General features: G+C 69.0%; 19 protein-coding genes. 12 read left to right on the top strand and 7 right to left on the bottom strand.

What is annotated here, in order from left to right; all coding sequences use genetic code 11:
- Positions 1-31 precede the first annotated feature (31 nt).
- The 3 genes from AB0A65_RS12910 to AB0A65_RS12920 all read left to right on the top strand — a co-directional run bounded on the left by AB0A65_RS12910 (position 32) and on the right by AB0A65_RS12920 (position 1,577).
- Positions 32-409: a hypothetical protein gene (locus tag AB0A65_RS12910; protein WP_359950706.1), complete on the top strand. Its 378-nt coding sequence runs from the start codon at positions 32-34 to the stop codon at positions 407-409.
- Positions 410-473: 64 nt separating this feature from the next.
- On the top strand, positions 474-1,028 hold the full coding sequence (locus tag AB0A65_RS12915) for a hypothetical protein (protein ID WP_359950708.1): 555 nt from the start codon (positions 474-476) through the stop codon (positions 1,026-1,028).
- A gap of 45 nt (positions 1,029-1,073) precedes the next feature.
- Positions 1,074-1,577, top strand: coding sequence for a hypothetical protein (locus AB0A65_RS12920; protein WP_359950710.1), 504 nt, complete (start codon positions 1,074-1,076; stop codon positions 1,575-1,577).
- 72 nt (positions 1,578-1,649) lie between these two features.
- On the opposite strand, the gene AB0A65_RS12925 is transcribed toward AB0A65_RS12920, so the two are convergent.
- On the bottom strand, positions 1,650-3,899 hold the full coding sequence (locus AB0A65_RS12925; protein ID WP_359950712.1) for a glycoside hydrolase N-terminal domain-containing protein: 2,250 nt from the start codon (positions 3,897-3,899) through the stop codon (positions 1,650-1,652).
- Positions 3,900-4,146: 247 nt separating this feature from the next.
- Between AB0A65_RS12925 and AB0A65_RS12930 the strand changes: the two genes are divergently transcribed.
- Both AB0A65_RS12930 and AB0A65_RS12935 read left to right on the top strand, forming a co-directional pair.
- On the top strand, positions 4,147-5,169 hold the full coding sequence (locus AB0A65_RS12930; RefSeq protein WP_359950714.1) for an LPXTG cell wall anchor domain-containing protein: 1,023 nt from the start codon (positions 4,147-4,149) through the stop codon (positions 5,167-5,169).
- A gap of 498 nt (positions 5,170-5,667) precedes the next feature.
- Positions 5,668-6,969, top strand: a complete 1,302-nt coding sequence (locus AB0A65_RS12935; RefSeq protein WP_359950840.1) for an NCS2 family permease — start codon at positions 5,668-5,670, stop codon at positions 6,967-6,969.
- Between the two features lie 76 nt (positions 6,970-7,045).
- Here the strand turns inward: AB0A65_RS12935 and AB0A65_RS12940 are convergent, their stop codons facing one another.
- The 3 genes from AB0A65_RS12940 to AB0A65_RS12950 form a co-directional block, all read right to left on the bottom strand.
- Positions 7,046-8,227, bottom strand: coding sequence for an ABC transporter permease (locus AB0A65_RS12940; RefSeq protein ID WP_359950716.1), 1,182 nt, complete (start codon positions 8,225-8,227; stop codon positions 7,046-7,048).
- Positions 8,224-9,093, bottom strand: coding sequence for an ATP-binding cassette domain-containing protein (locus AB0A65_RS12945; RefSeq protein ID WP_359950718.1), 870 nt, complete (start codon positions 9,091-9,093; stop codon positions 8,224-8,226). The genes AB0A65_RS12940 and AB0A65_RS12945 overlap by 4 nt, the downstream gene beginning before the upstream one ends.
- A gap of 84 nt (positions 9,094-9,177) precedes the next feature.
- Positions 9,178-10,383, bottom strand: coding sequence for an MFS transporter (locus AB0A65_RS12950; RefSeq protein ID WP_359950720.1), 1,206 nt, complete (start codon positions 10,381-10,383; stop codon positions 9,178-9,180).
- 135 nt (positions 10,384-10,518) lie between these two features.
- Here AB0A65_RS12950 and AB0A65_RS12955 point away from each other — a divergent pair, with 135 nt between their 5' ends.
- From AB0A65_RS12955 to AB0A65_RS12980, 6 genes are all read left to right on the top strand, one after another.
- Positions 10,519-14,175 (top strand): nitrate reductase subunit alpha, encoded by a 3,657-nt coding sequence (locus tag AB0A65_RS12955; RefSeq protein WP_359950722.1) that lies wholly within the window; start codon positions 10,519-10,521, stop codon positions 14,173-14,175.
- Entirely contained in the window at positions 14,175-15,899 is a 1,725-nt protein-coding gene (gene narH / locus AB0A65_RS12960) for a nitrate reductase subunit beta (protein ID WP_359950724.1), read from the top strand. Before AB0A65_RS12955 ends, narH begins: the two co-directional genes overlap by 1 nt.
- A 26-nt stretch (positions 15,900-15,925) precedes the next feature.
- On the top strand, positions 15,926-16,522 hold the full coding sequence (narJ, locus tag AB0A65_RS12965) for a nitrate reductase molybdenum cofactor assembly chaperone (RefSeq protein ID WP_359950842.1): 597 nt from the start codon (positions 15,926-15,928) through the stop codon (positions 16,520-16,522).
- Positions 16,519-17,262, top strand: coding sequence for a respiratory nitrate reductase subunit gamma (narI, locus tag AB0A65_RS12970; protein WP_359950726.1), 744 nt, complete (start codon positions 16,519-16,521; stop codon positions 17,260-17,262). Before narJ ends, narI begins: the two co-directional genes overlap by 4 nt.
- Before the next feature lie 168 nt (positions 17,263-17,430).
- Complete coding sequence (locus AB0A65_RS12975; protein WP_359950728.1) at positions 17,431-18,441, top strand: hypothetical protein; 1,011 nt, start codon at positions 17,431-17,433, stop codon at positions 18,439-18,441.
- Entirely contained in the window at positions 18,438-18,707 is a 270-nt protein-coding gene (locus AB0A65_RS12980; protein WP_359950730.1) for a hypothetical protein, read from the top strand. The genes AB0A65_RS12975 and AB0A65_RS12980 overlap by 4 nt, the downstream gene beginning before the upstream one ends.
- Positions 18,708-18,726: 19 nt before the next feature.
- Here the strand turns inward: AB0A65_RS12980 and AB0A65_RS12985 are convergent, their stop codons facing one another.
- The 3 genes from AB0A65_RS12985 to AB0A65_RS12995 are packed head-to-tail and all read right to left on the bottom strand — an operon-like array spanning position 18,727 to position 20,894.
- Entirely contained in the window at positions 18,727-19,404 is a 678-nt protein-coding gene (locus AB0A65_RS12985; protein WP_359950732.1) for a hypothetical protein, read from the bottom strand.
- 22 nt (positions 19,405-19,426) lie between these two features.
- Positions 19,427-20,392, bottom strand: coding sequence for a hypothetical protein (locus AB0A65_RS12990; protein WP_359950734.1), 966 nt, complete (start codon positions 20,390-20,392; stop codon positions 19,427-19,429).
- A 10-nt stretch (positions 20,393-20,402) separates the two neighbouring features.
- Complete coding sequence (locus AB0A65_RS12995) at positions 20,403-20,894, bottom strand: hypothetical protein (protein ID WP_359950736.1); 492 nt, start codon at positions 20,892-20,894, stop codon at positions 20,403-20,405.
- A 211-nt stretch (positions 20,895-21,105) separates the two neighbouring features.
- Between AB0A65_RS12995 and AB0A65_RS13000 the strand changes: the two genes are divergently transcribed.
- A complete protein-coding gene (locus AB0A65_RS13000) occupies positions 21,106-24,597 on the top strand; it encodes a COR domain-containing protein (RefSeq protein WP_359950738.1) in 3,492 nt (1,163 codons plus the stop codon).
- The last annotated feature ends 34 nt before the right edge of the window (positions 24,598-24,631 follow it).

Below are 24,631 nucleotides of genomic sequence, written 5' to 3' on the forward strand. Positions count from 1 at the left end.
AAGTAATCCGACACAGAACGGGGAACACACAATGCGCAAGGCTCTCGCCGTCACCGCCGCTGCTGCCGGAGCGGTCGCCGCTCTCGGCTCCGCCGGCACCGCCATGGCCCAGAACTCGGGCGTCTGGGCGGGCCCGGTCAGCCTGGTGAACATCGACGCCTCCAGCGCGGCGCACTGGCAGATCTGCGGCCAGAACGTGCTGACCCAGTCCTTCGGCCAGGACTGCGACAACCGCGACCACATCGGCATGGGCCCGCAGTCCGGCGTGCAGGCGGGCGACGTGTCGCTCGGCAACCTGGACATCTCGGACGCCGCCCACTGGCAGATCTGCGGCCAGAACGTCGGCGTCGCGCCGTCGCTGGACCAGGAGTGCAAGAACTACGACCACCTGACCCACGCGGCCGAGTAATTCGACCGGGGGCGGGCCCTCGACCTGAGGGCCCGCCCCGTCTTTCTCGAAAGGAACTCATCACATGCGCAAGATCCTCGCCGTCACCGCCGCCGCTGCCGGCGCCGTCGCCGCCCTCGGTGCGGCCTCGCCCGTCATGGCGGCCGCCTCCGGCGTCAACGCCGGCCCGGTCTCCCTGGTCAACATCGACGCCTCGGACGCGGCGCACTGGCAGATCTGCGGCCAGAACATCCTGACCACGTCGGTCGACCAGAGCTGCGACAACCGCGACCACTTCGGCGAAGACCAGGGCTCGGGCGTCAACGCCGGGGACGTCTCCGCCGTGAACGTGGACGCCTCGTCGGCCGCGCACTGGCAGATCTGCGGTCAGAACGTGCTGACCCAGTCCTTCGGCCAGGTCTGCGACAACCGCGACCACTTCGGCGACAACGCCGGCTCGGGCGTCAACGCCGGCCAGACCTCGCTGGGCAACCTCGACGCGTCGAGCGCCGCCCACTGGCAGATCTGCGGCCAGAACGTCGGCGTCTCGCCCTCGCTCGACCAGCAGTGCCTGAACGCCGACCACGTCTCGGACGACGACGACCACCCGTCCAAGGGCGACGACCAGGGCGACTACTAGTCCTTCCGTTTCTTAACGGATTGGGCGAGAGACAAAGGTAGGAACATGCGTAACACCACCATGGTGGCGGTCTCGGCCGCCGCAGCCGCAGCGGCGGCCGCGTTCACGGGAGGGGCCGCCCAGGCGTCCACGCCCGACTGGCTGACGCTCGCCACTGTGGAGTCCGAGCACGACTCGGTGCTGCCCGGTATGTGCGAGGCCGACCAGGTCGGTGCGCTCACCGCCACGGCCTGCGGCACCGTTCTCGGCTCGCCTTCGGAGGAGGAGATCGAGGCGACGGGCCATTCCGTCCCGGAGTCCCCGGCCGCCGCGGGCATGCCGTCGGTCGCCAACGTCGACCTGCGCGACTTCGCGAAGTGGCAGGTCTGCGGGATCGCGGTCGCAGCCCAGACCGAGGGCTTCGAGTGCGACAACTCGATCGACGGTCCGAAGGAGCCGGTGGGTCCCCGCAGCGGGATCTCGCTGGTGAACGCCGACACGACCGGTGCGTTCCACTGGTCGGTCTGCGGTGTCGCCGTGGGCCAGGCGAGCGTCGACACCACCTGCTAGCAGGTCAACCTTCATACCAAAGCGGCCGGAGTCCGATCGGACTCCGGCCGCTCCCCTTTGCGTTCAGCGGTTTCAGACGTCGGCGGCCCACGGGACGTCGGCGTCGAGCTTCACCTTTCTGCCGAGCACGTGGACCCGCACGTCGACGCAGGACTTCAGCTCCACCGCGGTCACTTCCCCGCCGCGCCAAGCGAGTCGCTCGACCGTGACGCCGCCGCGGGCCCGCAGGCCCCGCACCTCCCCGTCGGGCCACGCGGACGGCAGCGCCGGGAGCAGCTCGATCACCGGCTCGCCGTCGATCACGCGGTGCGACTGCACGAGCATCTCCGCGATCGCCGCGGTCGTCCCGAAGTTCCCGTCGATCTGGAACGGCGGGTGCGCGCACAGCAGCGAGGAGTAGACGCCGCCGTCGGCGTACTCGGCGCCCGCGCCGCGGAATCCCACGGGCGTCAGGAACTCCCCGAGCAGGCGGTGCGCCCGGTCGCCGTCGCCCAGGCGCGCCCACAGCGCGGTCTTCCACGCGAGCGACCAGCCGGTCCCGGCGTCGCCGCGCGCTTCGAGGCTCTTGCGGGCCGCGTCCAGCAGCTCGGGGGAGTCGGCGAACGAGTCGCCGGGGAACACCCCGTACAGGTGCGAGACGTGGCGGTGGTGCGGCTCGGCCTCCTCGCGCTCGGCGGCCCATTCGAGGAGCCGCCCGTCGGCGCCGATCTTCGGGCCCGCCAGGCGCGGCAGGGCCGCCTCGATGTCCATGACGAGCTGGAGGTCCTCGCCGTGGAGGGTCTCGGTGACGATGTCCGCGGCCTCCACGACGAACGCGAACAGCTCGCGCACGAGCGCCGCGTCCATCCCCGTGGACTCGTCCAGCGCTGAGTTCCCCGCGGGCGTGACGAACTCGTTCTCCGGGCTCGACGCCGGGTTCGTCACGAGCGTGCCGTCGCTGCCTTCGGAAAGCCGGTCGTACGCGAAGCGGGCCGCGCCCAGGACCGCGGGCAGCCGGTCGGCGAGGAACTCCTCGTCGCGGCCGAACCGCCAGTGCTCGGCGACGTGCATCGCCAGCCACAGCCCGCCCATGGGCCACGCCTGCCAGCACGCGCGCCCGTCGACCGGGGTGGTCAGCCGCCAGTAGTCGGTGTTGTGGTGGCAGCACCAGCCGCCCGCGCCGTACAGCTTCCGCGCGGTCTCGGCTCCGGTCACGGCGAGTTCGTCCACGAGGTCGAACAGCGGGCCGTGGAACTCCGGGAGGCCGCAGGTCTCGGCGGGCCAGTAGTTCATCTCGACGTTGATGTTGGTGGTGTAGTCGCAGTTCCACGGCGGCGTGACCTCGCTGTTCCAGATGCCCTGGAGGTTCGCGGCCTGAGTGCCGGGGCGCGAGGACGCGGCGAGGAGGTAGCGGCCGAACTGGAACGCGAGCACCGCGAGGTCCTCGTCCGATTCCCCGGAGGCGCGGAGGCGCAGCCGCTCTGAAGTCGAGTTGTCCACAGGCCCCTGTGGAAGATCGAGACCCACGCGGTCCATGACGGCCCGGTGCGCCGCGAGGTGGTCGGCGAGGAGCGCCTTCCAGCCGTTCGCGGCCGCGCGCCGGGCCTCATCTTGCGCGCGGTCCAGGGCCGCGGACGCGTCGAAATCGGAGTGCAGCGCGAGGTACACCTCGACCTCGCGGCAGCCGGTGAACCGGTGCCCGCCCTCGGCGGGGACCAGGGCGCCGTCGCAGCGCAGCTGCGCGTTCAGGCCGAGGCGCCGCACGCCCTCGGTGGACGAGTAGTCGGCGCCGCCGCCCTTCTTGTGGACGTCGACGGGCGCGTGCCCGGTGAAGCTCAGCTCGTCGTAGTCGGCGACGGAGGAGCCGCCCTCGTGCGGCCACCGGAAGCCCAGGTCCAGGTCGAAGGGCTCCTCGGCGCTCCAGCGGATCGCGATGACGCCGTAGGCGACCGAGGCGAACGCCTCCTGCCGGACCGATCCGCGGACGGTGGTCGCGACGCCGTCGCGCAGGTCGAGCTCGCGGTGCACGTCCCCGGTACCGGTGTGGACCGCTGTGAACGCGCCCGCGGGCTGGTACGCCTGGGTGCTCGGGCCCTGGAGCCTGGTGATCAGCTGGTCGGCGGCGTGGAACTCGCCGCGGCGCACCAGCTCCGCGGCCTCGGCGGCGATGCCCTCGACGCCGTCAGGGACGCCCTTGTTGCCGTCGCCCGACCAGAACCCGTCCTCGTTCAGCTCGATCCGGTTCCCCCAGAGCATGGCCCCGACCCGGCCGTTGCCAAGGGGGAGCCCCTCGTGCCAGGCTTCCGCGGGTTTGTCATAGCTCAGCTTCAGTGCTTGCGGCATGCCTATATCCTATAGGATCTACGATTCGGCCCGAGTGCGGCGCAGACGCCCCCGGCGCTTCGGCACCTTCGGCCGATTTCGCGGTGAATTGGCAGGTCAGCCGTTCGGGGGAATTCAGAATCAGCCTCACGGAACCGCAACTCCCGTGACTCCAGGGACGTGAACAGTTGGTCCGCGCCTGGCCCAGGCGCAGTCGGAACCCGGCACGCTCCGACACCTCCGACCACCCATCACGGAGAGCACTCCCTTGAGATTCACACGCCGCCAGAAGGCATTCGGCGCCGCGGCCGCGGCCGGCCTGGCAGGAGCCGTCGCGCTCGCCTTCGCCGTCCCCGCGCTCGCGGGCGGAACCGACACCATCGACATCAACCCCGGCAACGTGCCCACGACCGCCGAGGACTTCAAGAACAGCTGCGACCAGATCCCGCGGGACACCGAGGACTGGCTCGACGGCTGGGTGTTCGTCCTGCCCGGCTCCGTCGGCGCCGACGGCAACTTCAGGTACATCGAGGCCGTCTTCCAGGACGAGGACGGCAACACGCTGCGCTACAACACCAACGACGACGGGGGCATCGTCTCCGGCTCGGGCAACAACAAGGCGTACATCATCACGCCCGCCGGGCTGACCCTCATCGACGCCGAGGCCGAGATCAAGCGCGACCGGGACCGCGGCGGGAACGGCAACGGCAACGGGGGCGGGAACGGGGGCGGGAGCCACAAGGACAACTTCAACCTGACCCACACCTGCCCGGCCACCGAGGAGCCTCCGGGGGAGGAGACCCCGAGCGAGGAGCCGTCCACCGAGGTCCCGACCACGGAGGAGCCCTCGACGGAGGTGCCCACCACCGAAGAGCCCTCGACGGAATCGCCGACTACCGAGGAACCGACGACCGAGGGGCCGACCACGGAAGGGCCCACGACCGAGGAACCGACGACCGACGCGCCCACCACGGACGGGCCCTCGTCTGAGAACCCGACCACCGACGAGCCGTCCTCGGAGGGCCCGACGACCGACGAGTCCTCTTCCGAGGGGCCGACCACGGACCAGCCGTCCTCGGAGCACCCGAGCTCCGAGGGCCCGGCCGAGTCGAGCTCCGAGCCGGCCGCGACCAGCACTGCGCCCGCGGGCGCCTCGACCACGCCGGTCGCGCAGCTCCCGACCACGGGTTCGTCGCTGACCTACTTCCTGGTCGGCGGCGGCATCGTGGTCCTCGCGGGGATCGTGATCCTCGTTGTCCTGCGCCGGAAGACCGAGTCTGACGAGGAGTAGGAGCGTGCGGGCGCGGCCGCGAAAAAAGCCGCGCCCGTTATCGAACCGTTATGCAACCGCACAAGACGCCGCCGCGTTTAGCAGTTGTCTCAGGGCAGGAAGCCCGGCGCGTCTGCGCCGGGGATGAGACCTCCGACTACCGCCCGCTGCTTGACGGTGCGGTCCTTGTCGAGCCCCCGGAATCCTGCCACCGGGGGCTCGACCCTAAGTCGACGCCCCGGAGCCGTCCCCCCCTTGGCTCCGGGGCGTCGCCTTGTGCACGGCCCGTGAAGTCTGTGTAAAACTCACAACTTCGAGGCCAGCTCGCTTTTCTTTCCGTGGCGGACCCGGTACATTACCCGCAGGTTCAGCGCCTATCCATTTACCCTGGTCCCCGGGGTGCCAGCTGCCCGGCATCCGAAGACTCGCCTGCACAGGAGTGCCCGAGACATGGCCACTGAAGCCAAAGACAAGAAGAAGGACGCGCCCCAGCCCGGGCGCCTCGACAAGTACTTCGGGATGACCGAGAACAAGACCAACTGGAAGCGCGAGGTCCTCGCGGGGACCACGACGTTCCTGGCGATGGCCTACATTCTCGCCGTCAACCCCGGCATCCTCAGCTTCGGCCTGTCCGAAGCCGGGTTCGACGCCCCGAACCCGGGCGCCGTGTTCACCGCGACCGCGCTCGCCTCGGCGCTCGGCTGCCTCGTCATGGGCCTGTGGGCCCGCTACCCCATCGCCACCGCCCCCGGCATGGGTCTCAACGCGTTCTTCGCCTTCACCGTGGTCATGACCCTCGGCATCCCGTGGCAGACCGCGCTGACCGGCACGCTCGTCTCGGGCGTGCTGTTCTTCATCCTCGCCGTCACCGGCGCGCGCGAGTCGATCATCAACGCGATCCCGGCGCAGCTGAAGCTCGCGGTCGGCGCGGGGATCGGCCTGTTCATCGCGTTCATCGGCCTCAAGGGCGGCGGCATCGTCGTCGACTCCCCGGCCACGCTCGTGACGATCGGCGACTTCACCTCGGGCACGGTCCTGCTCACCGTGTTCGGCCTGGTCTCCACCGCGGTGTTCATGGTCCTCGGCTGGAAGGGCGGCGTGTTCTACGGGATGCTCGCCACGCTGGTCCTGGGCGTCCTCACCGGCGTCATCGACTTCAAGTTGGCCGACGGCTTCACCCCGAACCTCGACTCGTTCGGCGCGGCCTTCACCGGCTTCGAGGACGCGTTCACCGTCCACATGATCGCGGTCATCCTGACCATGCTGTTCGTGGACTTCTTCGACACCGCCGGGACGCTGTTCGCCGTCGCCGGGCAGGCCGGGCTCGTCAAGGACGGCAAGCTGCCGCGCGCGGGCCGCGCCCTCGCCACCGACTCGATCGCGACCTCCGCGGGCGCCGTCCTCGGCACCTCGACCACGACCGCGTACATCGAGTCGACCGCGGGCGTCTCCGTCGGCGGCCGCACCGGCCTCACGGCCGTGACGACCGGGTTCTGGTTCATCGTGTCGCTCGTGGCGTTCCCGGTGTTCGGCCTGGTCGCGAACAACCCGGCGGTCACCGCGCCCGCGCTGATCATCGTGGGCGTGCTCATGGCGAAGGCGCTCGGCGAGATCGAGTGGGTGAAGCTGGAGTACGCGATCCCGGCGTTCCTCATCGTCGCCGCGATGCCGCTGACCTACTCGATCTCCAACGGCATCGCCCTGGGCCTGGTGTTCTTCCCGATCATGATGGCCGCCAAGGGCCGCTGGAAGGAAGTCCACCCGATCGCCTGGGTGCTCATGCTCGCCTCGATCGGCTACTTCCTGTTCTTGACGGAATAGCGCAGTCTGACGGAGTAGCGCCTGCACGCAGAAGGGCCCGGGAGGATCTCCTCCCGGGCCCTTTCGCCTTGTGCTGCTAGGCGGCGCGGCGCAGCGCCTCGCTGATCTTCATGCGCGAGCCCGTGTAGAGGACGGACCGCTTGTACAGCTGCGAGCCGAGCGCGAGCGCCCCGGCCGCGGCGAGCGCGAGGAGGACGCCGGAGAGGCCGATCTGCCAGGCCGGGACGTCGGTGATCGCCATGCGGGTGGGCATCGCGATGCCGGAGAACGGCGGGACGATCGACAGGACCTCCGGGAACGTGCTCGTCGGCGCGTTGAGCAGGAAGATCGCGCCGAGGTAGCTGAGCGTCAGCGACATGATGAGCGGGGTCAGGACCGACCCGGACTCCTCCTGGCGCGACACGAGCGAGCCGACGCCGCCGGCGAGCGTGCCGAACAGGGCGAACGCGATGAGCCACCAGCCGATCGTGGAGACCGCCGCGGAGGCGGTGCCCGCGGGCAGGTCGGAGAGCATCCCGGTGGCGGCCGAGACGCCGAGGCCGACCGCGACCATCGCGATCAGGTTGACCAGGGAGATCACGCCGAGGCCGATGACCTTGCCGCCGAGGAGCTGCCACGGCTTGAGGCTGGTCAGGAGGATCTCGACGATGCGGCTGGACTTCTCCTCGACGACGCCCATGGCGATGTACTGCACGGGGGTCATGAGCATCATGAACATGATGATGGAGATGATCAGGCCGGTGAAGTAGTCGAGCGTGCTGCCGACGCCGCCCTCGGACTCCAGGGTCACCCACTCCAGGGGCTTCACGGTGAGCGCGTCGGCGATCTGCTGGTCGCTGAGCCCGGCGTCGGAGAGGTTGGTCTGGACGCTCGCGGCCTGCCAGGCGGCGTCGATCTTCGCCTCGACCTCGTTGCCGACGCCGTCGCGGCTGTAGAGCGAGCCGTCGGCGACGGCCGCGTCCACGGTCTCGTCCTCGACGGCCTTCTCCGCTTCGGCGGCGGTGTCGTACAAGGTGATGTCGAAGCCGCCCATGGCGTCCAGCTGGGCCTGCATTGCGGGGGCGGCGTCCCCGGCGAGGCCGATCTTCTCGTCGTCGGAGCCGCCACCGATGAGGCTCGGGAGTGCGGCGAGGACGCCGACGATGACGACGGTGACGATGAGGCTGACGATGTTGGACTTCGACAGGCCGCGGACGCGGATCTCGCGCCCGGCGACGAGCATGAGCCCGCGCATCCTCGACGGTTCGTTCTGCGTCATCGGGTCACGGCCTCTCGGAAGATCTCGGCGATGGTGGGCTGGTCGTAGGCGAAGCGGGTGACGCGCCCGGCGGCCGCGGCGATGCGCAGGGCCTCCTGGTCGTCGCCGTCCTCGATGAGGTAGTCGTCGCCGTCGCGGGTCACCGTGCCGGTGAACTCGGCGGCGAGGTCGCGGTCGGTCTCGACGCTGATGCGGAGCTGCTTGACCTCCTTGGCCTTCAGCTCCTCGACGGACCCGGACGCGATGATCTTCCCGTTGCCGATGATGACGACGGAGTCGCAGAGCCGCTCGATGAGGTCGAGCTGGTGGCTGGAGAAGATGACGGGCGCCCCGGCGGCGGCGCGGTCGCGCAGCGCGGTGCCCATGACGTCGACCGCGATCGGGTCGAGGCCCGAGAACGGCTCGTCGAGGATGAGCGCCTCGGGGTCGTGGACGAGGGAGACGGCGAGCTGGACGCGCTGCTGGTTGCCCAGCGACAGGTCCTGCACGAAGTCGCCGATGCGCTCGGTGAGGTTGAGCTGCTCCAGCAGCTCGGCGGCGGAGCGCTTCGCCGCGGCCTTCGTCATCCCGTGCAGCTCACCGAAGTAGGCGACCTGCTCACCGGTCTTCATCTTGGGGTAGAGGCCGCGCTCGGAGGGCATGTAGCCGAAGCGGCGGCGCTGCTCGACGCCGAGCCGCGCGCCGTTGTAGACGATCTCGCCGGAGTCGGCGGCGAGCACGCCCATGGCGATGCGCATGGTGGTGGTCTTCCCGGCCCCGTTGGCGCCGACGAATCCGACGACTTCGCCCGGGGCGGCCGACAGCGACACCCCGTCGAGGGCGACGGTCTCGCCGAACCGCTTGTGCAGGTCCTTGATTTCCAACATGACTTCACCCTAGGCGCGGACGCGGGCCGGTTCCTCCTGCTTGAGAGGGATTCCGGCCCGGCCCGCTTCATTCCCGAGAAGTAATCACGTGAGTTTGGGGTTCGGAGCGATCACCGGCCTGCGGAAGACCCGCAGTGTGAACACCCCGACCAGCAGCGCCGTCAGCGCCAGGAGCAGCAGCCCAACCGCGTACGAGCCCGTCGCCTGGTACACCGCGCCCATCACCAGCGGCGGGAAGTACCCGCCGAGGCCGCCCGCGGCCCCCACGATCCCGGTCACGCCGCCGACCCGCGCGGGCTCCACCAATTCGGCGACCAGCGCGAACACCCCGCCGGTGCCCAGTCCCAGGAGCAGCGCCATGAGCACGAAGCACGCGCCCGCGGGCACCTCCAGGGGCGGCTGGAACGACAGGAGCACCGCCATGATCGCCGCCCCGAAGAACGACGTCAGGCAGATCTTCAACGGCCCCACCCGGTCCGAGAGGATGCCGCCCGCCGGGCGTGCGACCACCGCGGCCAGGCTGAACCCGGCCGTGCGCAGGCCGGCGTCGGTCTGCGCCAGGTCGTAGGCCGTCACCAGCATCGTCGGCAGGTACGTCGAGAACGCCACGAAGCCGCCGAACGCCACCGCGTACAGCAGCGACATCTGCCACGTGACCTTCAGCTTCGCGACCGCCCGCAGCCGCGGCAGCGCCGGGTCCGTGTTCGGGCTCCACTGGGGAGCGTCCCGCGCGAACGCCCAGCACACCAGGCCCATCACCGCGAGCGCCGCGCACATGAGCAGGTGCGTCGGCAGCAGCCCCATGCCGTCCACCAGGCGCGGCGTCAGGAACGCCGACAACGCCGTGCCGCCCATGCCCGCGCCGAACACGCCCGTCGCGAAGCCGCGCCGCGCGGGCGGGTACCAGGCGTTCACGAACGGGATGCCGACCGCGAACGACGTGCCCGCCAGGCCCAGCAGGAACCCCGACGCGAGCAGCGCCGCGAACGAGCCGCCCGACAGGCCCACCAGCAGGACCGGCACGATCGACACGAAGCACGCGGCCGTGAGCATCGTCCGGCCGCCGAACCGGTCGGTGAGGATGCCCGCCGGGATGCGCCCCACCGCGCCGACCAGGACCGGGAACGCCACGAGCACCGACGTCTGCGTCGGGTTCAGGTCCAGGTCGTCCGCATAGGTCTTCGACAGCGGCCCGATGAGGTTCCACGCCCAGAACGTCAGCGCGAACGCGGACGTCGCGAGCGCCAGGTTCCTCCCGGCGCCGCGCTGCACGGTGTCGGTGGTGCCCATGGGCGGCCTCCTCGGTCGGACTCCAATGCCGAGGACAGTATGCCGATTAGTCCCCTTTGCGGGGGCTGAAGACCCTAATCTGGCTGCGGACTCCCGCGCTCCCGCGCGGGCCGTGCGACCGAGAGGGAGACCAGCGTGGCGCGAACCGACCGGCCCGCCTCCGCACTGCTGCTGCGCACCGGCGTCCACCTCACCCGCTCCGAGGCCACCGGCGACCTGCGCGCGATCATCAAGGACGGCGGCCGCGAAGGCGACGTGTTCTACCGCGACCGCTGGTCCCACGACAAGGTCGTCCGCTCCACCCACGGCGTCAACTGCACCGGCTCCTGCTCCTGGAACGTGTACGTCAAGGACGGCATCATCACCTGGGAGACCCAGGCGACCGACTACCCGTCCGTGGGCCCCGACCGCCCCGAGTACGAGCCCCGCGGCTGCCCCCGCGGCGCCGCCTTCTCCTGGTACACCTACTCGCCCACCAGGGTCCGCTACCCGTACGGGCGCGGCGTCCTCATCGAGATGTTCCGCGAAGCGAAAGCGCGCCTGGGCGACCCGGTCGCCGCGTGGGCCGAGATCACCACCGACCCCGCCAAGCGCGCCCGCTACCAGTCCGCCCGCGGCAAGGGCGGCCTCGTGCGCATCACCTGGGACGAGGCCGTCGAGATCGCCGCCGCCGCGCACGTCCACACCATCGGCGCCTACGGTCCCGACCGCATCGCCGGGTTCTCCCCGATCCCCGCGATGTCCCAGGTCTCCCACGGCGTCGGCGCCCGCTTCGTGAACCTCCTCGGCGGGTCCATGCTCTCCTTCTACGACTGGTACGCCGACCTGCCCGTCGCCTCCCCGCAGGTCTTCGGCGACCAGACCGACGTCCCCGAGTCCGGCGACTGGTGGGACGCCGCCTACCTGATCCTCTGGGGCTCCAACGTCCCCGTCACCCGCACCCCCGACGCGCACTGGATGGCCGAGGCCCGCTACCGCGGCCAGAAGGTCGTCACCGTCGCCCCCGACTACAACGACGCCGCGAAGTTCGCCGACGAATGGCTCGCCCCCCACCCGGGCACCGACGGCGCCATGGCCATGGCGATGGGCCACGTGATCCTCAAGGAGCACTTCGTCGAGCAGCGCACCGCGGCCTTCGACGCCTACGTGCGCAAGTACACCGACCTGCCGTTCCTCGTGGAGCTGGACGAGCGGGACGGCGGCCTCGTGCCCGGCAAGTTCCTGCGCAGCGCCGCCGCCGACGACCCGTACGCCGAGTGGAAGCCCGTGCTCCTCGACGAGCGCACCGGGGAGCCGGTGGCGCCCAACGGGACCCTCGGGACCCGCTGGAACGACGACGAGCCCGGCAAGTGGAACCTCGACCTCGAAGGCGTCGTCCCCGCACTGACGCTGTTCACCGACGGCGGCGAGTCCGCCGCGATCTCCCTGCCCCGCTTCGACGGCGAAGGCGAGTTGATGGAGCGCGGCGTCCCCGTCCGGCGCATCGGCGGACGCCTCGTCACCACCGTCTTCGACCTGCTCCTGGCCCAGTACGGCGTCCAGCGGCCGGGCCTGCCCGGGCGCTGGCCCGCGGGCTACGAGGACTCGTCCGAGCCGTGCACGCCCGCGTGGGCCGAGTCGGTGACCTCCGTGAAGGCCGACCGGATCGCGCGCATCGCCCGCGAGTTCGCCGCCACCGCAAGGGACTCCGGCGGGCGGGCCATGATCGTGCTCGGCGCGGGCACGAACCAGTGGTTCCACGGCGACACGATGTACCGCTCGTTCCTCACGCTCCTGCTGCTCACCGGCTGCCAGGGGAAGAACGGCGGCGGCTGGGCCCACTACGTCGGACAGGAGAAGTGCCGCACCCAGTCCGGTTGGGCCGCATACGCCTCGGCGATGGACTGGACGCGCCCGGCGCGGTTCATGGCCGCGACGCCGTACTGGTACCTGCACACCGACCAGTGGCGCTACGACACCTACGACGCCGACGCGCTCCTGTCGGCGACGGGCCCGAATCGCCTGGCGGGCACGCACACCGCCGACATGGTCGCGGCCTCCGCGCGCATGGGTTGGATGCCCTCGTACCCCACGTTCGACCGCAACCCGCTCCTGCTCGCGCAGGAGGCCAAGGAGGCGGGCAAGGCGCCCGGCGAGTACATCGCCGACGAGCTCGAATCCGGGGAGCTCCGCTTCGCCGCCGAGGACCCGGACGCGCCCGAGAACTGGCCGCGGGTGCTGACCGTGTGGCGCGCCAACCTGTTCGGGTCCTCCGCGAAGGGCGACGAGTACTTCCTCAAGCACCTCCTCGGCACCCAGAACTCCGTGCAGGGCGCCGAGGCCGGGCCGGACCACCGGCCCGCCGACGTCACGTGGCACGGCCAGGCGCCGCAGGGGAAGCTCGACCTGCTCCTGTCCCTGGACTTCCGCATGACCTCCACGACGCTGCTGTCGGACCTGGTGCTCCCGGCCGCGACCTGGTACGAGAAGCACGACCTGTCCACTACGGACATGCACCCGTACGTGCACGCGTTCTCGCCCGCGATCGACCCGCCCTGGCAGGCGCGCACCGACTTCGAGGCGTTCCACGCCCTCGCCCGCCGTTTCTCCGAGCTCGCCGAGGACCACCTCGGCGTCGCCACCGACCTCGTCGCCGCCCCGCACCAGCACGACACCCCCGGCGAACTCGCCCAGCCCGGCGGCATCGCCCCCGACTGGAAGGCCGAAGGACTGCGGCCGATACCGGGCAAGACCATGCCAGCGATCATCGCCGTCGAGCGCGACTACCCGGCCGTGGCCGCGAAGATGAACGCGCTCGGCTCGCTCGCCGAAGAGAAGGGCCTGCCCGTCAAGGGCGTCTCGTTCACGCCCGACGTCGAGATCGGCTGGCTCGCGGCCAGGAACGGCACCTCCCGGCAGCATCCCGCGATCGGCCGGCCGCTCATCGACACCGACGTCAAGGCCTGCGAGATGATCCTCGCGCTCTCCGGCACCAGCAACGGGCGCCTTGCGGCCCAAGGGTTCGAGCGCCTCGCGGCCCGCACCGGCACCGACTTCGACGAGCTCATCCACGGCGCCGCCGAGCGCCGCGTGGTCTTCTCCGACACCCAGCACGGCCCCACGCCCGTCGGCGCGAGCCCCGAGTGGTCCGGCAAGGAGGCCCACGACCGCCGGTACTCGCCGTTCACGATCAACCTGGAGCACGACAAGCCCTGGCACACCCTCACCGGCCGCATGCACTGCTATGTGGACCACGACTGGATGCACGAGTTCGGCGAGGCCCTGCCCGTCTACCGGCCGCCCCTGAACATGGCCGCGCTCTTCGGCGAACCGGAGATCGGGCCGACGGGGGAGCGGGCCGTCGCCGTCAGGTACCTGACGCCCCACTCGAAGTGGTCCATCCACTCCGAGTACCAGGACAACCTGCTCATGCTCACGCTCTCGCGCGGCGGCCCCAACATCTGGATGAGCCCCGCCGACGCCGAAGCCATCGGCGCCAAGGACAACGACTGGGTCGAGGCCGTCAACCGCAACGGCGTCGTCGCCGCACGGCTCGTCGTCTCGCACCGAATGCCCCAAGGGACCGTCTACATGTACCACGCGCAGGAGCGCGTCGTGGACGTGCCGAAGACCGAGACCACCGGCAAGCGCGGCGGCATCCACAACTCGCTCACCCGCCTCCTCGTCAAACCCACCCACCTCATCGGCGGGTACGCGCAGTTCTCCTACGCGTTCAACTACATCGGCCCCACCGGCAACCAGCGCGACGAAGTCACGGTCGTGCGCAAACGCAGAACCGAGGTGACGTACTGATGGCCCGCATCGGGAAGGTCATGGCCCAGGTCGCCATGGTCATGAACCTCGACAAGTGCATCGGCTGCCACACGTGCTCCGTCACGTGCAAGCAGGCGTGGACGAACCGCTCCGGCGTCGAGTACGTGTGGTTCAACAACGTCGAGACCCGCCCCGGCCAGGGGTACCCGCGCCGCCACGAGGACCAGGAGCGGTGGCAGGGCGGGTGGAAGCGCACGGCCGCAGGGCGTCTCAAGCCGCGCGCGGGCGGGCGGCTGAAGAAGCTCGCCACGATCTTCGCGAACCCGAAGATGCCCGCGATCCAGGACTACTACGAGCCCTGGACGTACGACTACGAGCACCTCGTCACCGCGCCGCTCGGCGACGACATCCCGGGCGCGCGGCCCAGGTCGCTCCTCACCGGCGACCCCATGCAGATCAAGTGGAGCGCGAACTGGGACGACGACCTCGCGGGCGGCGAGGAGCTGGCGTCGAACGACCCGATCGTGCAGAAGATCGGCGACAAGGTCCGCTTCGAGTACGAGCAGTCGTTCATGTTCTACCTGCCGCGCATCTGCGAGCACTGCCTGAACCCGAGCTGCGTCGCGTCGTGCCCGTCGGGCGCGATGTACAAGCGCGCCGAGGACGGCATCGTCCTGGTGGACCAGGACAAGTGCCGCGGCTGGCGCATGTGCGTCACGGGCTGCCCGTACAAGAAGGTGTACTTCAACCACAAGACCGGCAAGGCCGAGAAGTGCACGCTCTGCTACCCGCGCGTCGAGGTCGGCATGCCCACGGTCTGCTCGGAGACGTGCGTGGGGCGGCTGCGGTACCTCGGGGTGATCCTCTACGACGTCGAGCGGGTCGGCAAGGCAGCCGCCGTCAAGGACGAGAAGGACCTCTTCGCGGCGCAGCTGGACGTGTTCCTCGACCCCTCCGACCCGGAGGTGGCCGCCGCGGCGATCCGCGACGGCATCCCGGAGCGGTGGATCGAGTCGGCGCGGCGCTCGCCGGTGTACAAGCTGGCCAAGGAGTTCGGGATCGCGCTGCCGCTGCATCCGGAGTACCGCACGATGCCGATGGTCTGGTACGTGCCGCCGCTGTCGCCCGTCGTGGACGCGCTGAGCGAGACCGGGCACGACGGCGAGGACGCCGGGAACCTGTTCGCGGCCATCGACACCCTGCGCATCCCCGTCGAGTACCTCGCGGAGCTGTTCACCGCGGGCGACCCGGAGCCGGTGAAGGCCGTGCTCGCGAAGCTCGCGGCGATGCGCGCGTACATGCGGCGCATCAACCTCGGGCAGGAGCCCGACGAGTCGATCGCCGAAGCGATCGGCATGAGCGGCACGGACATCGAGGCGATGTACCGGCTGCTCGCCATCGCGAAGTACGACGACCGGTACGTCATCCCGACCGCGTACGGCGTCGACGAGGCCGACCGCGGCGTCATCGACGAGATCGGGTGCAGCCTCGACTTCGAGGGCGGTCCCGGCATGGGCGGGATGGGCGGCGGCGTGCCGTTCGGCGAGGCGTCGGGGCGGCCGCAGCCCGCGTCCGTGGAGAACTTCCACGCCCTGCGCGACCGCCAGACCAGCGACGGGCACTCCGGCCCCGCGCGGCGCCTCAACCTCCTGAACTGGGACGGCAACGGCCGCCCGCCGGGCCTGTTCCCGGAGAAGGACAAGCAGACAGCGGACCAGAACTCCTCGGACGGCAAGTACCTCAAGGGCGGTGAGTCGAAGTGACCGCCGTGATCCGCCAGGCCGCCGCGATGCTCCTGTGCTACCCGGACGCCGGGTTCTTCGAGCGGCTCCCGCTCGTGGAGGCCGCCGCGGCCGAACTGGAACCGGGCGACGCCCGCGAGGCCCTCACCGCGTTCTGCTCCTACGCGAGGGCGCAGACGGAGCTTGACCTGGGCCGCGAGTACGTGCGGACCTTCGACCTGAAGCGCCGCAGGGCGCTCCACCTGACCTACTACACCGACGGCGACACCCGCAGGCGCGGGCACGCGCTCGCCCGCATCAAGGAGATCTATGGCGCCTGCGGCTGGAGACTCGACGCCGCCGAACTGCCCGACCACCTGGCAGTGGTGCTCGAATTCGCCGCCAGAGGGGACGTGGAGGCGGGTGGACGGCTCCTCGCCCGGTTCCAGCCCGGCATCGAGCTGCTGCGCGCCGCCCTCCACGAGGGCGCCAGCCCGTACGCCGCTGTCCTCGACGCCGTGGCCGCAACCCTCCCGCCCCCCGACGAAGCCCGCCGCGAGGCCGCCCGCCTGGCCGCCGCCGGACCTCCAGCCGAGGACGTAGGGCTTGACCCGTACGGCGCCGTGCGCCTCGGCATGCCCGCGAAGATCGGAGCCGCGAGATGAACCCGACCACCGTCGACTACCTGCTGTGGGGCGCACTGCCCTACGTCGTCCTCGCCGTCCTCATCGGAGGGACCATCTGGCGGTACCGGTACGACCGCTTCGGCTGGACCACCCGCTCCTCGCAGCTCTACGAGTCGCGGCTCCTGCGCATCGCCAGCCCTGTGTTCCACTTCGGACTGCTCGTGGTCATCATCGGCCACGTCGTGGGCCTGCTCATCCCCGAGTCCTGGACCGACGCCGTGGGCATCACCAACGACCAGTACCACGTCACCGCACTCTCCTTGGGCGGCATCGCGGGCGTGACCACCCTCGGCGGCATCGCGCTCCTCATCTGGCGCCGCCGCACCACCGGCCCGGTCTTCAGCGCCACCACCGTCAACGACAAGGTCATGTACCTCGTCCTCGTCGCCGCGATCCTCGCCGGGATCGCCACCACCCTCCTCAGCGCCGTCGCGGGCCTCACCGGCGCGCACGAGGCCGACTACCGCGAGACCGTCTCCCCCTGGTTCCGCAGCGTCTTCTACCTCCAGCCCGACGTCGCCGCCATGACCGCCGCCACCGGCGCGTTCAAGCTCCACGCGCTCATCGGCCTCGCCCTGTTCGCGCTCTTCCCGTTCACGCGGCTCGTCCACGCGTTCAGCGCCCCGGTCTGGTACATCTTCCGGCCCTACGTCGTCTACCGCACCCGCGACAAGGAGCCCACCCAGTCCACCCGCCCCATCCGCCGCGGCTGGACGTAGAACGTGCCAAGTTCGGTCCCTGCGCCCCCGCTGGTGGCCCCGCCCCCCACGAGGCGCCGGACGCCACATTAGAGTTCCCCACAGTGGATGAACAGCGTCTATATTCCTGGTTTGTAGCCACCGCCGGGCCGAGCGAGATCCTTGGCCTCCAAGCGGAACGGAGCAGCCATGACCCGCCACCACGGGACCGACGCACCCAGAACCGGCAGCCCGGACACGGACTCCCCGCACACCCGCTCCGAGGACGGCGCCCCGAGCCGCCCCCGCAGCCCCCTCCCCGGCCGCAGCCACGCCGACGACGCCCGCGCGACCAGGGACCGCATCACCGCCTCCCGCCCCTCGAACACCGGCAGCTCCGCCAGGCCCTCGTCCACCCCGTCGACCACCGCGACCCCCGGAACCACCCCCGGATCGACCACGACGCCCCACCACACCCAGCCGTGGCCCGACCCGATGGACCTCCAGGTCGTGGACATCTCCCCGATGAACGCCAACGCGCACCTCAACGAAGCGCACGTCGTCACGTTCGAGGACGGCTCCCAGGGCCTCTACAAGCCCGTGATCGGCGAGGACACCACCACCGTGACCGGCGTGCCCCCCTCCGGCCTCGCCCCGCGTGAAGCCGGCGCCTCCGTCGTGGACCAGCACCTCGGCCTCGGCCTCACCCCCGCCACGACCATGTGGGACGGCCCGAACGGTCCGGGATCGTTGCAGCGCATGGCGATGCCCAACTCACCGAGCAACGACCCCGGCGACTACACCTCGTCCGAACAGCAGCGCATGGCCGTCCTCGACTACGTCATCGGCAACAGCGACAGGCACAACGGCAACTACCTCACCGACCAGAACGGCGGCGTCGTCCCCATCGACCACGGCTACAGCTTCCCCGTCGACCAGGACTCCTTCGACCGCGGCCCGATCCGCGGCATCCGCTCCGACTTCGTCGCCAACGAGTACGGCAACTACATGGACCAGGACATCATCGACGGCCTCAACCGCGTCGACTCCGATCAGCTCGGCGACGACCTCGCGCGACTAGGATTGGAGGAGCCCGCGATCGACGGCGCCCTCAGCCGCCTCGACGAGATCCGCCAGAACGGCGGCATCACCGGCGCCAACTGGCCCGGCCGCATCACCGAGGCCCACCCGCTCTACGTGGCAAGGGAGACGAGACCGTGACCAGCAGCGTTCCCGACAAGGTCGGCTTCTACGCCCTCCAGGCCGACGGCATGCGCAAAGTCGCCGTCTACGACCGCACCGGCGACGGCGTCACCCTCACCGTCCTCGACGACCGCTGGGAGCGCATGGCCCGCGGCTACCTCACCGACGGCATCCTCCTCCAGCGCCTCGGCGCCATGGTCACCCCCGACCACCCCGACCTCTTCATGGAAGCCCTCCTCGAACCCCGAAACATGACCTACTACGACTTCCGCCCCGAATCCTGACCGCCTCCGGACCCGGCTCTCAGACGTCCAACCGCTCCGCGAGCTGGTCCGCGACTCCGGTCAGCATCTCGGTGTACGGCTGTGTATCGGGAGCGGTCCCTGTCCCCTGGTCGCCGACCCGCAGCTCGAAATCGATCGTCAGGTCGCCGGTCTGGAAGGAGCAGAACACCACCATGCCGTCGCCGTCGGGATCCCAGCTCTGCGCGTCTTCACCCACCTGGAAGTAGCGCACCACCGCCGCCCGGTCCCAGCCGTCGGCACTCAACTCCTCGACCTCCGGTTCGACGAGGAGCGACCGGTCGATCTCGCCGTAGTCAGCGCCCTGGAGCGGATAGACGTAGCCGAGATCGCCCCAGATCTGCTCCCGTCCGGCGATGAACTCCTCATTCCCGTTGTCCGGTATGTAATTCCAGACCGCGAATCCGAACTCGGTGTTCGCGGGCGGAGGGACCTCAGCACCGCAGAGCAGCGTGCCGACCTCCGTAGAACCGAGAACCTCGCCGCTTCCAGAGACGGCCTGCACGGCCTCGTCACCGAGCAGCGCCGCCGCGGCGCCGTAGTCGAGATCGCCGCAGACATCGGAGAGCACGGTCCCCTCCGGCGCTTCTCCGTCCTCTGCGCCCGACGGCGTACAGCCGACCGTCACCAGCAGCGCGCCCGTGAGAACGGCCGAATACCGTCGCCATGCAGCAGACATGTGTGGATTCCCCATCAGTCCTCTAGATGTCCAGTCTTCCGCCGACCCCGCCGATGCCCGGGACGATCTTGTTCTGCTCCTCTTCCCGGTACAGGTTGCGGTACTCGTTGAACACCGTCGTCAGAGACTGTCCGAACACCTCCCGGTCTCCCGTCAGGACCTCTTCGACGCTGTCGAACGCGCCGCGGACCTCCTGCTTCAACGTGTCGGGATTCTTGTCGGACATCACCGGATACGTCTGGGCCGCCTGCGACGCGTCGAGTTTCGAGAGACCGTCGGCGATCGTCACCGCAGTCCAGAACGCCTTCCCCACCCCGGTGTCCGTCAGCTTGTTCGCGATGGACTTGATGATCACCATCTCGGCGTCCGAACCCCCGGAGCCGTGTTCGAGCGCGGCCGAGGCGGTCTTGATCACTTCGTCGATGTGCGCCCGGGCGGCGACACTGAGAATCCGCTCGGACTCGGCCCCGTTCGCCAGCGCGAACGCCATGTCCGTGTGGTGCCCGACGGCTTCACCGATGCACTCGCCGTAGTTCTCCCGGGCGGCGTCGCCTGCCGCGTCCTTCCAGTAGTGATCGAACGAGGAGAGCACGTCGTCCGCCCTCGACTCCAGCGCTCCGGTCTCCATCTGCCGCGCGATCGTTCGCAGGTGCTTTGCCAAGTTGGAAAGGGAGTCTTCGCTCTTGGTCAGGATCTGACTGGTCCAGGAGAGGACCTCGTCGATCCAGACGTCGGCCGCATCAGAGCACCATTTGTGGAACTCGGTCGCCTCGTCGGCCGTCAGGCAACTCATGAACCCGAGGATCTCGTGGTAGTTCTCGGCCGTCAACGCCCCGTCTCCATAGATCCCGAACGCATAGTCGGCGTACCGGTAGTACATGTATCGCTTGGTCAGGATTCCTTGCAGGTCCCGCACCGCGCCCCGGATATCCGCGTGGCTCGGCGGATCGAGCTCGATCAGGCTCTCGGGGCTCTCGAACTTGGTCATCGCCGCGCTCCTACCCGTTCGCCTGCTGTTGCTGCTGCTGTTCGGCCCACTCGGTCATCTCATCGCCGTAGCTCTGCTGACCGGCGGTGATGTCGTAGTCCTGTCCGTCGACCGGCGGCGCGAGCTCGCTCTCGTACTCGCCGGCATCGGTCTTCTCGAAATTCGAGGTGTAACTGGATTCGAGGTCTTCTGCACTGACCTCGAAGTCCTGGGCGCTCGCGGCGTCGGCGGCCTCGTAGTCGTCGCAGCATTCGAGGATGGTCATGCCGGCCGCCCGATGGCTGTCGGCGTTCTCCTCCAGCACCGCGTAGAGAAACTTGTGCGCCTCGACCCATGCCTCTGAGAGTGCATTTCCGCTGCTCTGGTTGTCGGGCAACAGTATCGACGCCGCACCGGACCCCGCATCTCCGATCTCGGTAGCGAAGCCGTCGTAGTCGTCCGCCATCGCGGGCAGGACAGTGTCGCCGACCGATCTCAGCTCGTTCACATCGATTTCCGGCATGGGGATCCTTCTTGCGCAGGACAAGCACGAGGCAGCTCATCGGGGATGGGGGCACTGAGCATATGCGCCGAATTATACCGATCGGTGGCAACTCTGTGTGTCCCCTGCGTTGCACTCTCGAACGCGCTGGGACGATTCGGGGACTGCTACCAGGCGCGGGCCGACTAAAATGGGAGTCTCCTTGTCTCCCCCGCAGGAAGAGCCCCTTTCGATGCTCGACGAGGCCATTCGCCGTATCCGTGAGGCCAAGCGCACCAGGCAGCCCGTCCTAGATCTCTCCGACCTCGACCTCACGGAGCTCACTGAGGAGATCTGCGAACTCACCTGGCTCACCAAGCTCAACCTGACGGACAACCGCATCACCACCCTGCCCGAGTCGATCGGCGACCTTGGCGCGCTCGCCGAACTCAACCTGTTCGACAACCGGTTGACCGAACTGCCGGAATCCTTTGGGCGCTTGCGGGCGCTCACCTCGCTCGATCTCGACAAGAACCGGTTGAGTCGAATCCCGGATTCGATAGGCGACCTGACCGCGCTGACCAGGTTGGAGCTTGCCCGAAACGACATTGAGGAGATCCCCGCGACGATCGGCAGACTCACGGCGCTCACCAAGCTCAATCTCGACGGCAACGATCTGCGGTCAGTGCCGGAGTCGATCGGGAACCTCACCCGCCTGACCTCGCTGACCCTGAGCAAGAACGACCTCAAGGCACTCCCGGAGTCGCTCGGAGACCTCACGGGCCTCACCGAGCTGACGCTGGACGCCAACCGGTTGACCTCGCTGCCCGAGTCGATCGGGAACCTCACAGGGCTCACGAACCTGAACCTTGAGGACAACCGCCTCACCCGGCTCCCCGACACCATTCTGAACCTCACCGGGCTCACGCACCTGAACCTGGACGACAACCGCCTCGCCGCACTGCCCGACGGGATCGGACTGTTGACCAACCTCATCAACCTCGCCTGTCGCGACAACGAACTGCGATCCCTACCCGAATCCATCGGCGACCTCACCGCGCTCGAACGCCTGAGCTTCTGGGACAACGACATCGAGGCGCTTCCGGAATCCATCGGTAACCTTGCCAACCTCACCGAGTTCGACCCGAGCATGAACCGACTGGCCTCGCTGCCCGAGTCGATCGGCAACCTCACTCGCCTCACTCAACTCGACCTCATCTACAACAGGCTGACCTCACTGCCCGAAACCATCGGCAACCTCGCCTTCCTCCTCCGGCTCCACCTCACCCGCAACCGACTCGTCTCACTGCCGGACGCCCTCGGCGGCCTCACCGCGCTGACGACGCTCAACCTCGGCGGGAACCTGCTAACGGCTCTCCCCGACTCCATCGGGAACCTGACCAAGCTCACGACCCTCGACCTCAGTGACAACGAGCTGCAAGCTCTCCCCGAGCAGATCGCTGAGCTTCCCGACCTGGAGCGGTTCTCCGCATCGGACAACCTGCTTCCCCCGGAGATGGCCGCCGCCGAAGCGAGCGGTGGAGATGGGCTCATGACCTTCTTGAAGGAGGTCGCAGCCAACGGTGTTGCGGTCCGGGAAGCGAAGCTCGTGCTCGTCGGGGAAGGCGCGGTCGGCAAGAGCACCTTGCTCTCCGCGATGCTGGGGGAGCCGTTCGAGGCCGACCGCTCCTCCACACATGGCATCGAGGTCAGGTCGTTGACACTCTCGCAGGGGACCGCCGACGAGTGCGTGCTGAACACCTGGGACTTCGGCGGCCAGGAGACCTACCGCCCGACGCATCAGCTGTTCTTCACTGCTCCTGCCGTCTACCTTGTCGTCTGGAAGCCCCGGCACGGGCCGCGGCAGGACAACGTCGAAGAGTGGATCGAGCTGATCCGCCGCCGCGCCGGCGATGATGTCCGAGTGCATGTCGTTGCGACCCACGGGGGACCGAAGGACCGCTTCGCGCACATCGATGAGAACCGACTTCGGCAGGTCCACGGGGACGTGATCGTGGGTTTCCACCACGTCGACAGCAGTACAGGTACCGGAATCGAGGACCTGAAGGCCGCCGTGCAGCGCACCGCCTCCGGACTCCCGTACTTCTCCCGGAAGCTGCCCGCGAGCTGGCGCCGCCTCCAGGACGATCTGCACCAGGTTCCAGAGCCGTACCTGGAGTACCGGGACTACCTCGCCCGCGCCGCCGAGCATGGCCTCACCGAGGCATCGGCGAAGACCCTCGCGACCGTGGCCACGGACCTCGGCCACTGGTGCTACTACCCGGACATTCCAGGTCTCGATCAGCTCGTGGTCCTCAAGGGCGACTGGCTCAGCACGGCGGTCAGTCTCGTGCTCGACGACGCGCGGACCGTCCTGGACCACGGCCTTGTGGAGCACGCCCGCCTCAAGGAAATCTGGAACGACCCGACCAACCCGCCTCACCTGCGTTATCCCGAGAAGGTCCACCGGGTCCTGTTGCGCCTCATGGAGGAGTACGAGATCTCGTACCGTGTTGGCGGAGGTGGCCATGGCGGCCGAGCGCCGACGAGCCTCATCGCGCAACTGGTCGACCCCAGCACGCCTTCACTGGAGGCTTGGCGCGATTACGGGGGTGATCTCGCCGTCCAGACCAGGATCTGCAAGTTCAGCGACGCCTCGGACAACTTCCACATCCCCGAAGGTCTGATCTACCGGCTCATCGTGCGGCTGCACTCTCTTTCGTTGGGGCGCGAACGATACGAGGAGAGCCTCCACTGGACCGGTGGCCTGGTAATCGACCACGGCCTCCACGGCCGGGCGCTGATCAAGCTCGACCGGAACCGGTTGATGGTCTCGGTCAAGGCGGTGGTCCCGGATTACCTCCTCACCTTGGTCATTGAGGAGATCAAGAGCCACGTCGCCGAGTTCTGGCAGGGCGTGAAGGTCCGTACCTTCGTCTCCTGCGGGGGCAACTGCAATGACCCTGATGGCGGGCAGGCAGGCCAGTGGGAGATGGAACGACTCTTCAACCGCCGACTCAAGGGCAAGCGTGAAATCACCTGCGGCTCTTGCGATGAGGATGTCGCTATCCAGGACTTGCTGAGTGGCGTGGTTGCGCCGATCGACTCCGATGAGCGTTTCGAAACGGCCGTCGAGAATCTGCTCAGACCCGGGTTCGCGGCGCAGATCGGCAGGCGACACATCACCAATGCGGAGACGTGCCTCCAGGACATCCTCCAGGCATTCGAGAGCGAAGCCGCAGACGGCCCCCGCCTTCTCACTCTCTCTGCCATCGACAAGTTCAGGCCCGACGGCCCGGGAGAGATAGTCGTGAGCTGCCGGGTGAACTTCTGGTGTGAGTACTCGCGCCAGCCGACGAAGTCGGACGGCACCAGAATCACGAGCCACATCGTTCGCATCCCGGAGGCGTGGCTCGACGGTGCGGGGCCCTGGTGCAATGCAACGGCGATTGCGCTCGCGATCGTCCTCCCGAACAATACGACCGAGTCGGGATCGACCCCCGTCCAGCATGTTCTCGTCGAATCCCTGCCGGCTCGGACCTCCTGGACCCGACCGGGTTCCTGGAGTGCGGAGCAGGCGCGAACCCAGCTCCGCGACCTCCACAACCTCGTCCGCGAACAGGACCCCACCTTCGGCGGACTTGTTCGCGTCCGTCACCGCGGCCGGTACATGTGGGTCCATCCTCGCTACGAGGCCCAGTTCAATCCCGGCCTCCCCGACATGGGCGACGCTGATCGGGTCTGAGCCGCCTCTCGTTCACTCGAAGTTCACCCAGGGC

It is taken from the genome of Glycomyces sp. NPDC047010 (assembly GCF_040644205.1).
Lineage (GTDB): Bacteria > Actinomycetota > Actinomycetes > Mycobacteriales > Micromonosporaceae > Glycomyces.

Bases quoted from the DNA above. Each gene is read 5' to 3' on its own strand.
- AB0A65_RS12910 (WP_359950706.1), top strand. From the start codon at position 32: ATGCGCAAGGCTCTCGCCGTCACCGCCGCTGCTGCCGGAGCGGTCGCC.
- AB0A65_RS12915 (WP_359950708.1), top strand. From the start codon at position 474: ATGCGCAAGATCCTCGCCGTCACCGCCGCCGCTGCCGGCGCCGTCGCC.
- AB0A65_RS12920 (WP_359950710.1), top strand. From the start codon at position 1,074: ATGCGTAACACCACCATGGTGGCGGTCTCGGCCGCCGCAGCCGCAGCG.
- AB0A65_RS12925 (WP_359950712.1), bottom strand. From the start codon at position 3,899: ATGCCGCAAGCACTGAAGCTGAGCTATGACAAACCCGCGGAAGCCTGG.
- AB0A65_RS12935 (WP_359950840.1), top strand. From the start codon at position 5,668: ATGACCGAGAACAAGACCAACTGGAAGCGCGAGGTCCTCGCGGGGACC.
- AB0A65_RS12940 (WP_359950716.1), bottom strand. From the start codon at position 8,227: ATGACGCAGAACGAACCGTCGAGGATGCGCGGGCTCATGCTCGTCGCC.
- AB0A65_RS12945 (WP_359950718.1), bottom strand. From the start codon at position 9,093: ATGTTGGAAATCAAGGACCTGCACAAGCGGTTCGGCGAGACCGTCGCC.
- AB0A65_RS12950 (WP_359950720.1), bottom strand. From the start codon at position 10,383: ATGGGCACCACCGACACCGTGCAGCGCGGCGCCGGGAGGAACCTGGCG.
- narH (WP_359950724.1), top strand. From the start codon at position 14,175: ATGGCCCGCATCGGGAAGGTCATGGCCCAGGTCGCCATGGTCATGAAC.
- narJ (WP_359950842.1), top strand. From the start codon at position 15,926: ATGCTCCTGTGCTACCCGGACGCCGGGTTCTTCGAGCGGCTCCCGCTC.
- narI (WP_359950726.1), top strand. From the start codon at position 16,519: ATGAACCCGACCACCGTCGACTACCTGCTGTGGGGCGCACTGCCCTAC.
- AB0A65_RS12975 (WP_359950728.1), top strand. From the start codon at position 17,431: ATGACCCGCCACCACGGGACCGACGCACCCAGAACCGGCAGCCCGGAC.
- AB0A65_RS12985 (WP_359950732.1), bottom strand. From the start codon at position 19,404: ATGTCTGCTGCATGGCGACGGTATTCGGCCGTTCTCACGGGCGCGCTG.
- AB0A65_RS12990 (WP_359950734.1), bottom strand. From the start codon at position 20,392: ATGACCAAGTTCGAGAGCCCCGAGAGCCTGATCGAGCTCGATCCGCCG.
- AB0A65_RS12995 (WP_359950736.1), bottom strand. From the start codon at position 20,894: ATGCCGGAAATCGATGTGAACGAGCTGAGATCGGTCGGCGACACTGTC.
- AB0A65_RS13000 (WP_359950738.1), top strand. From the start codon at position 21,106: ATGCTCGACGAGGCCATTCGCCGTATCCGTGAGGCCAAGCGCACCAGG.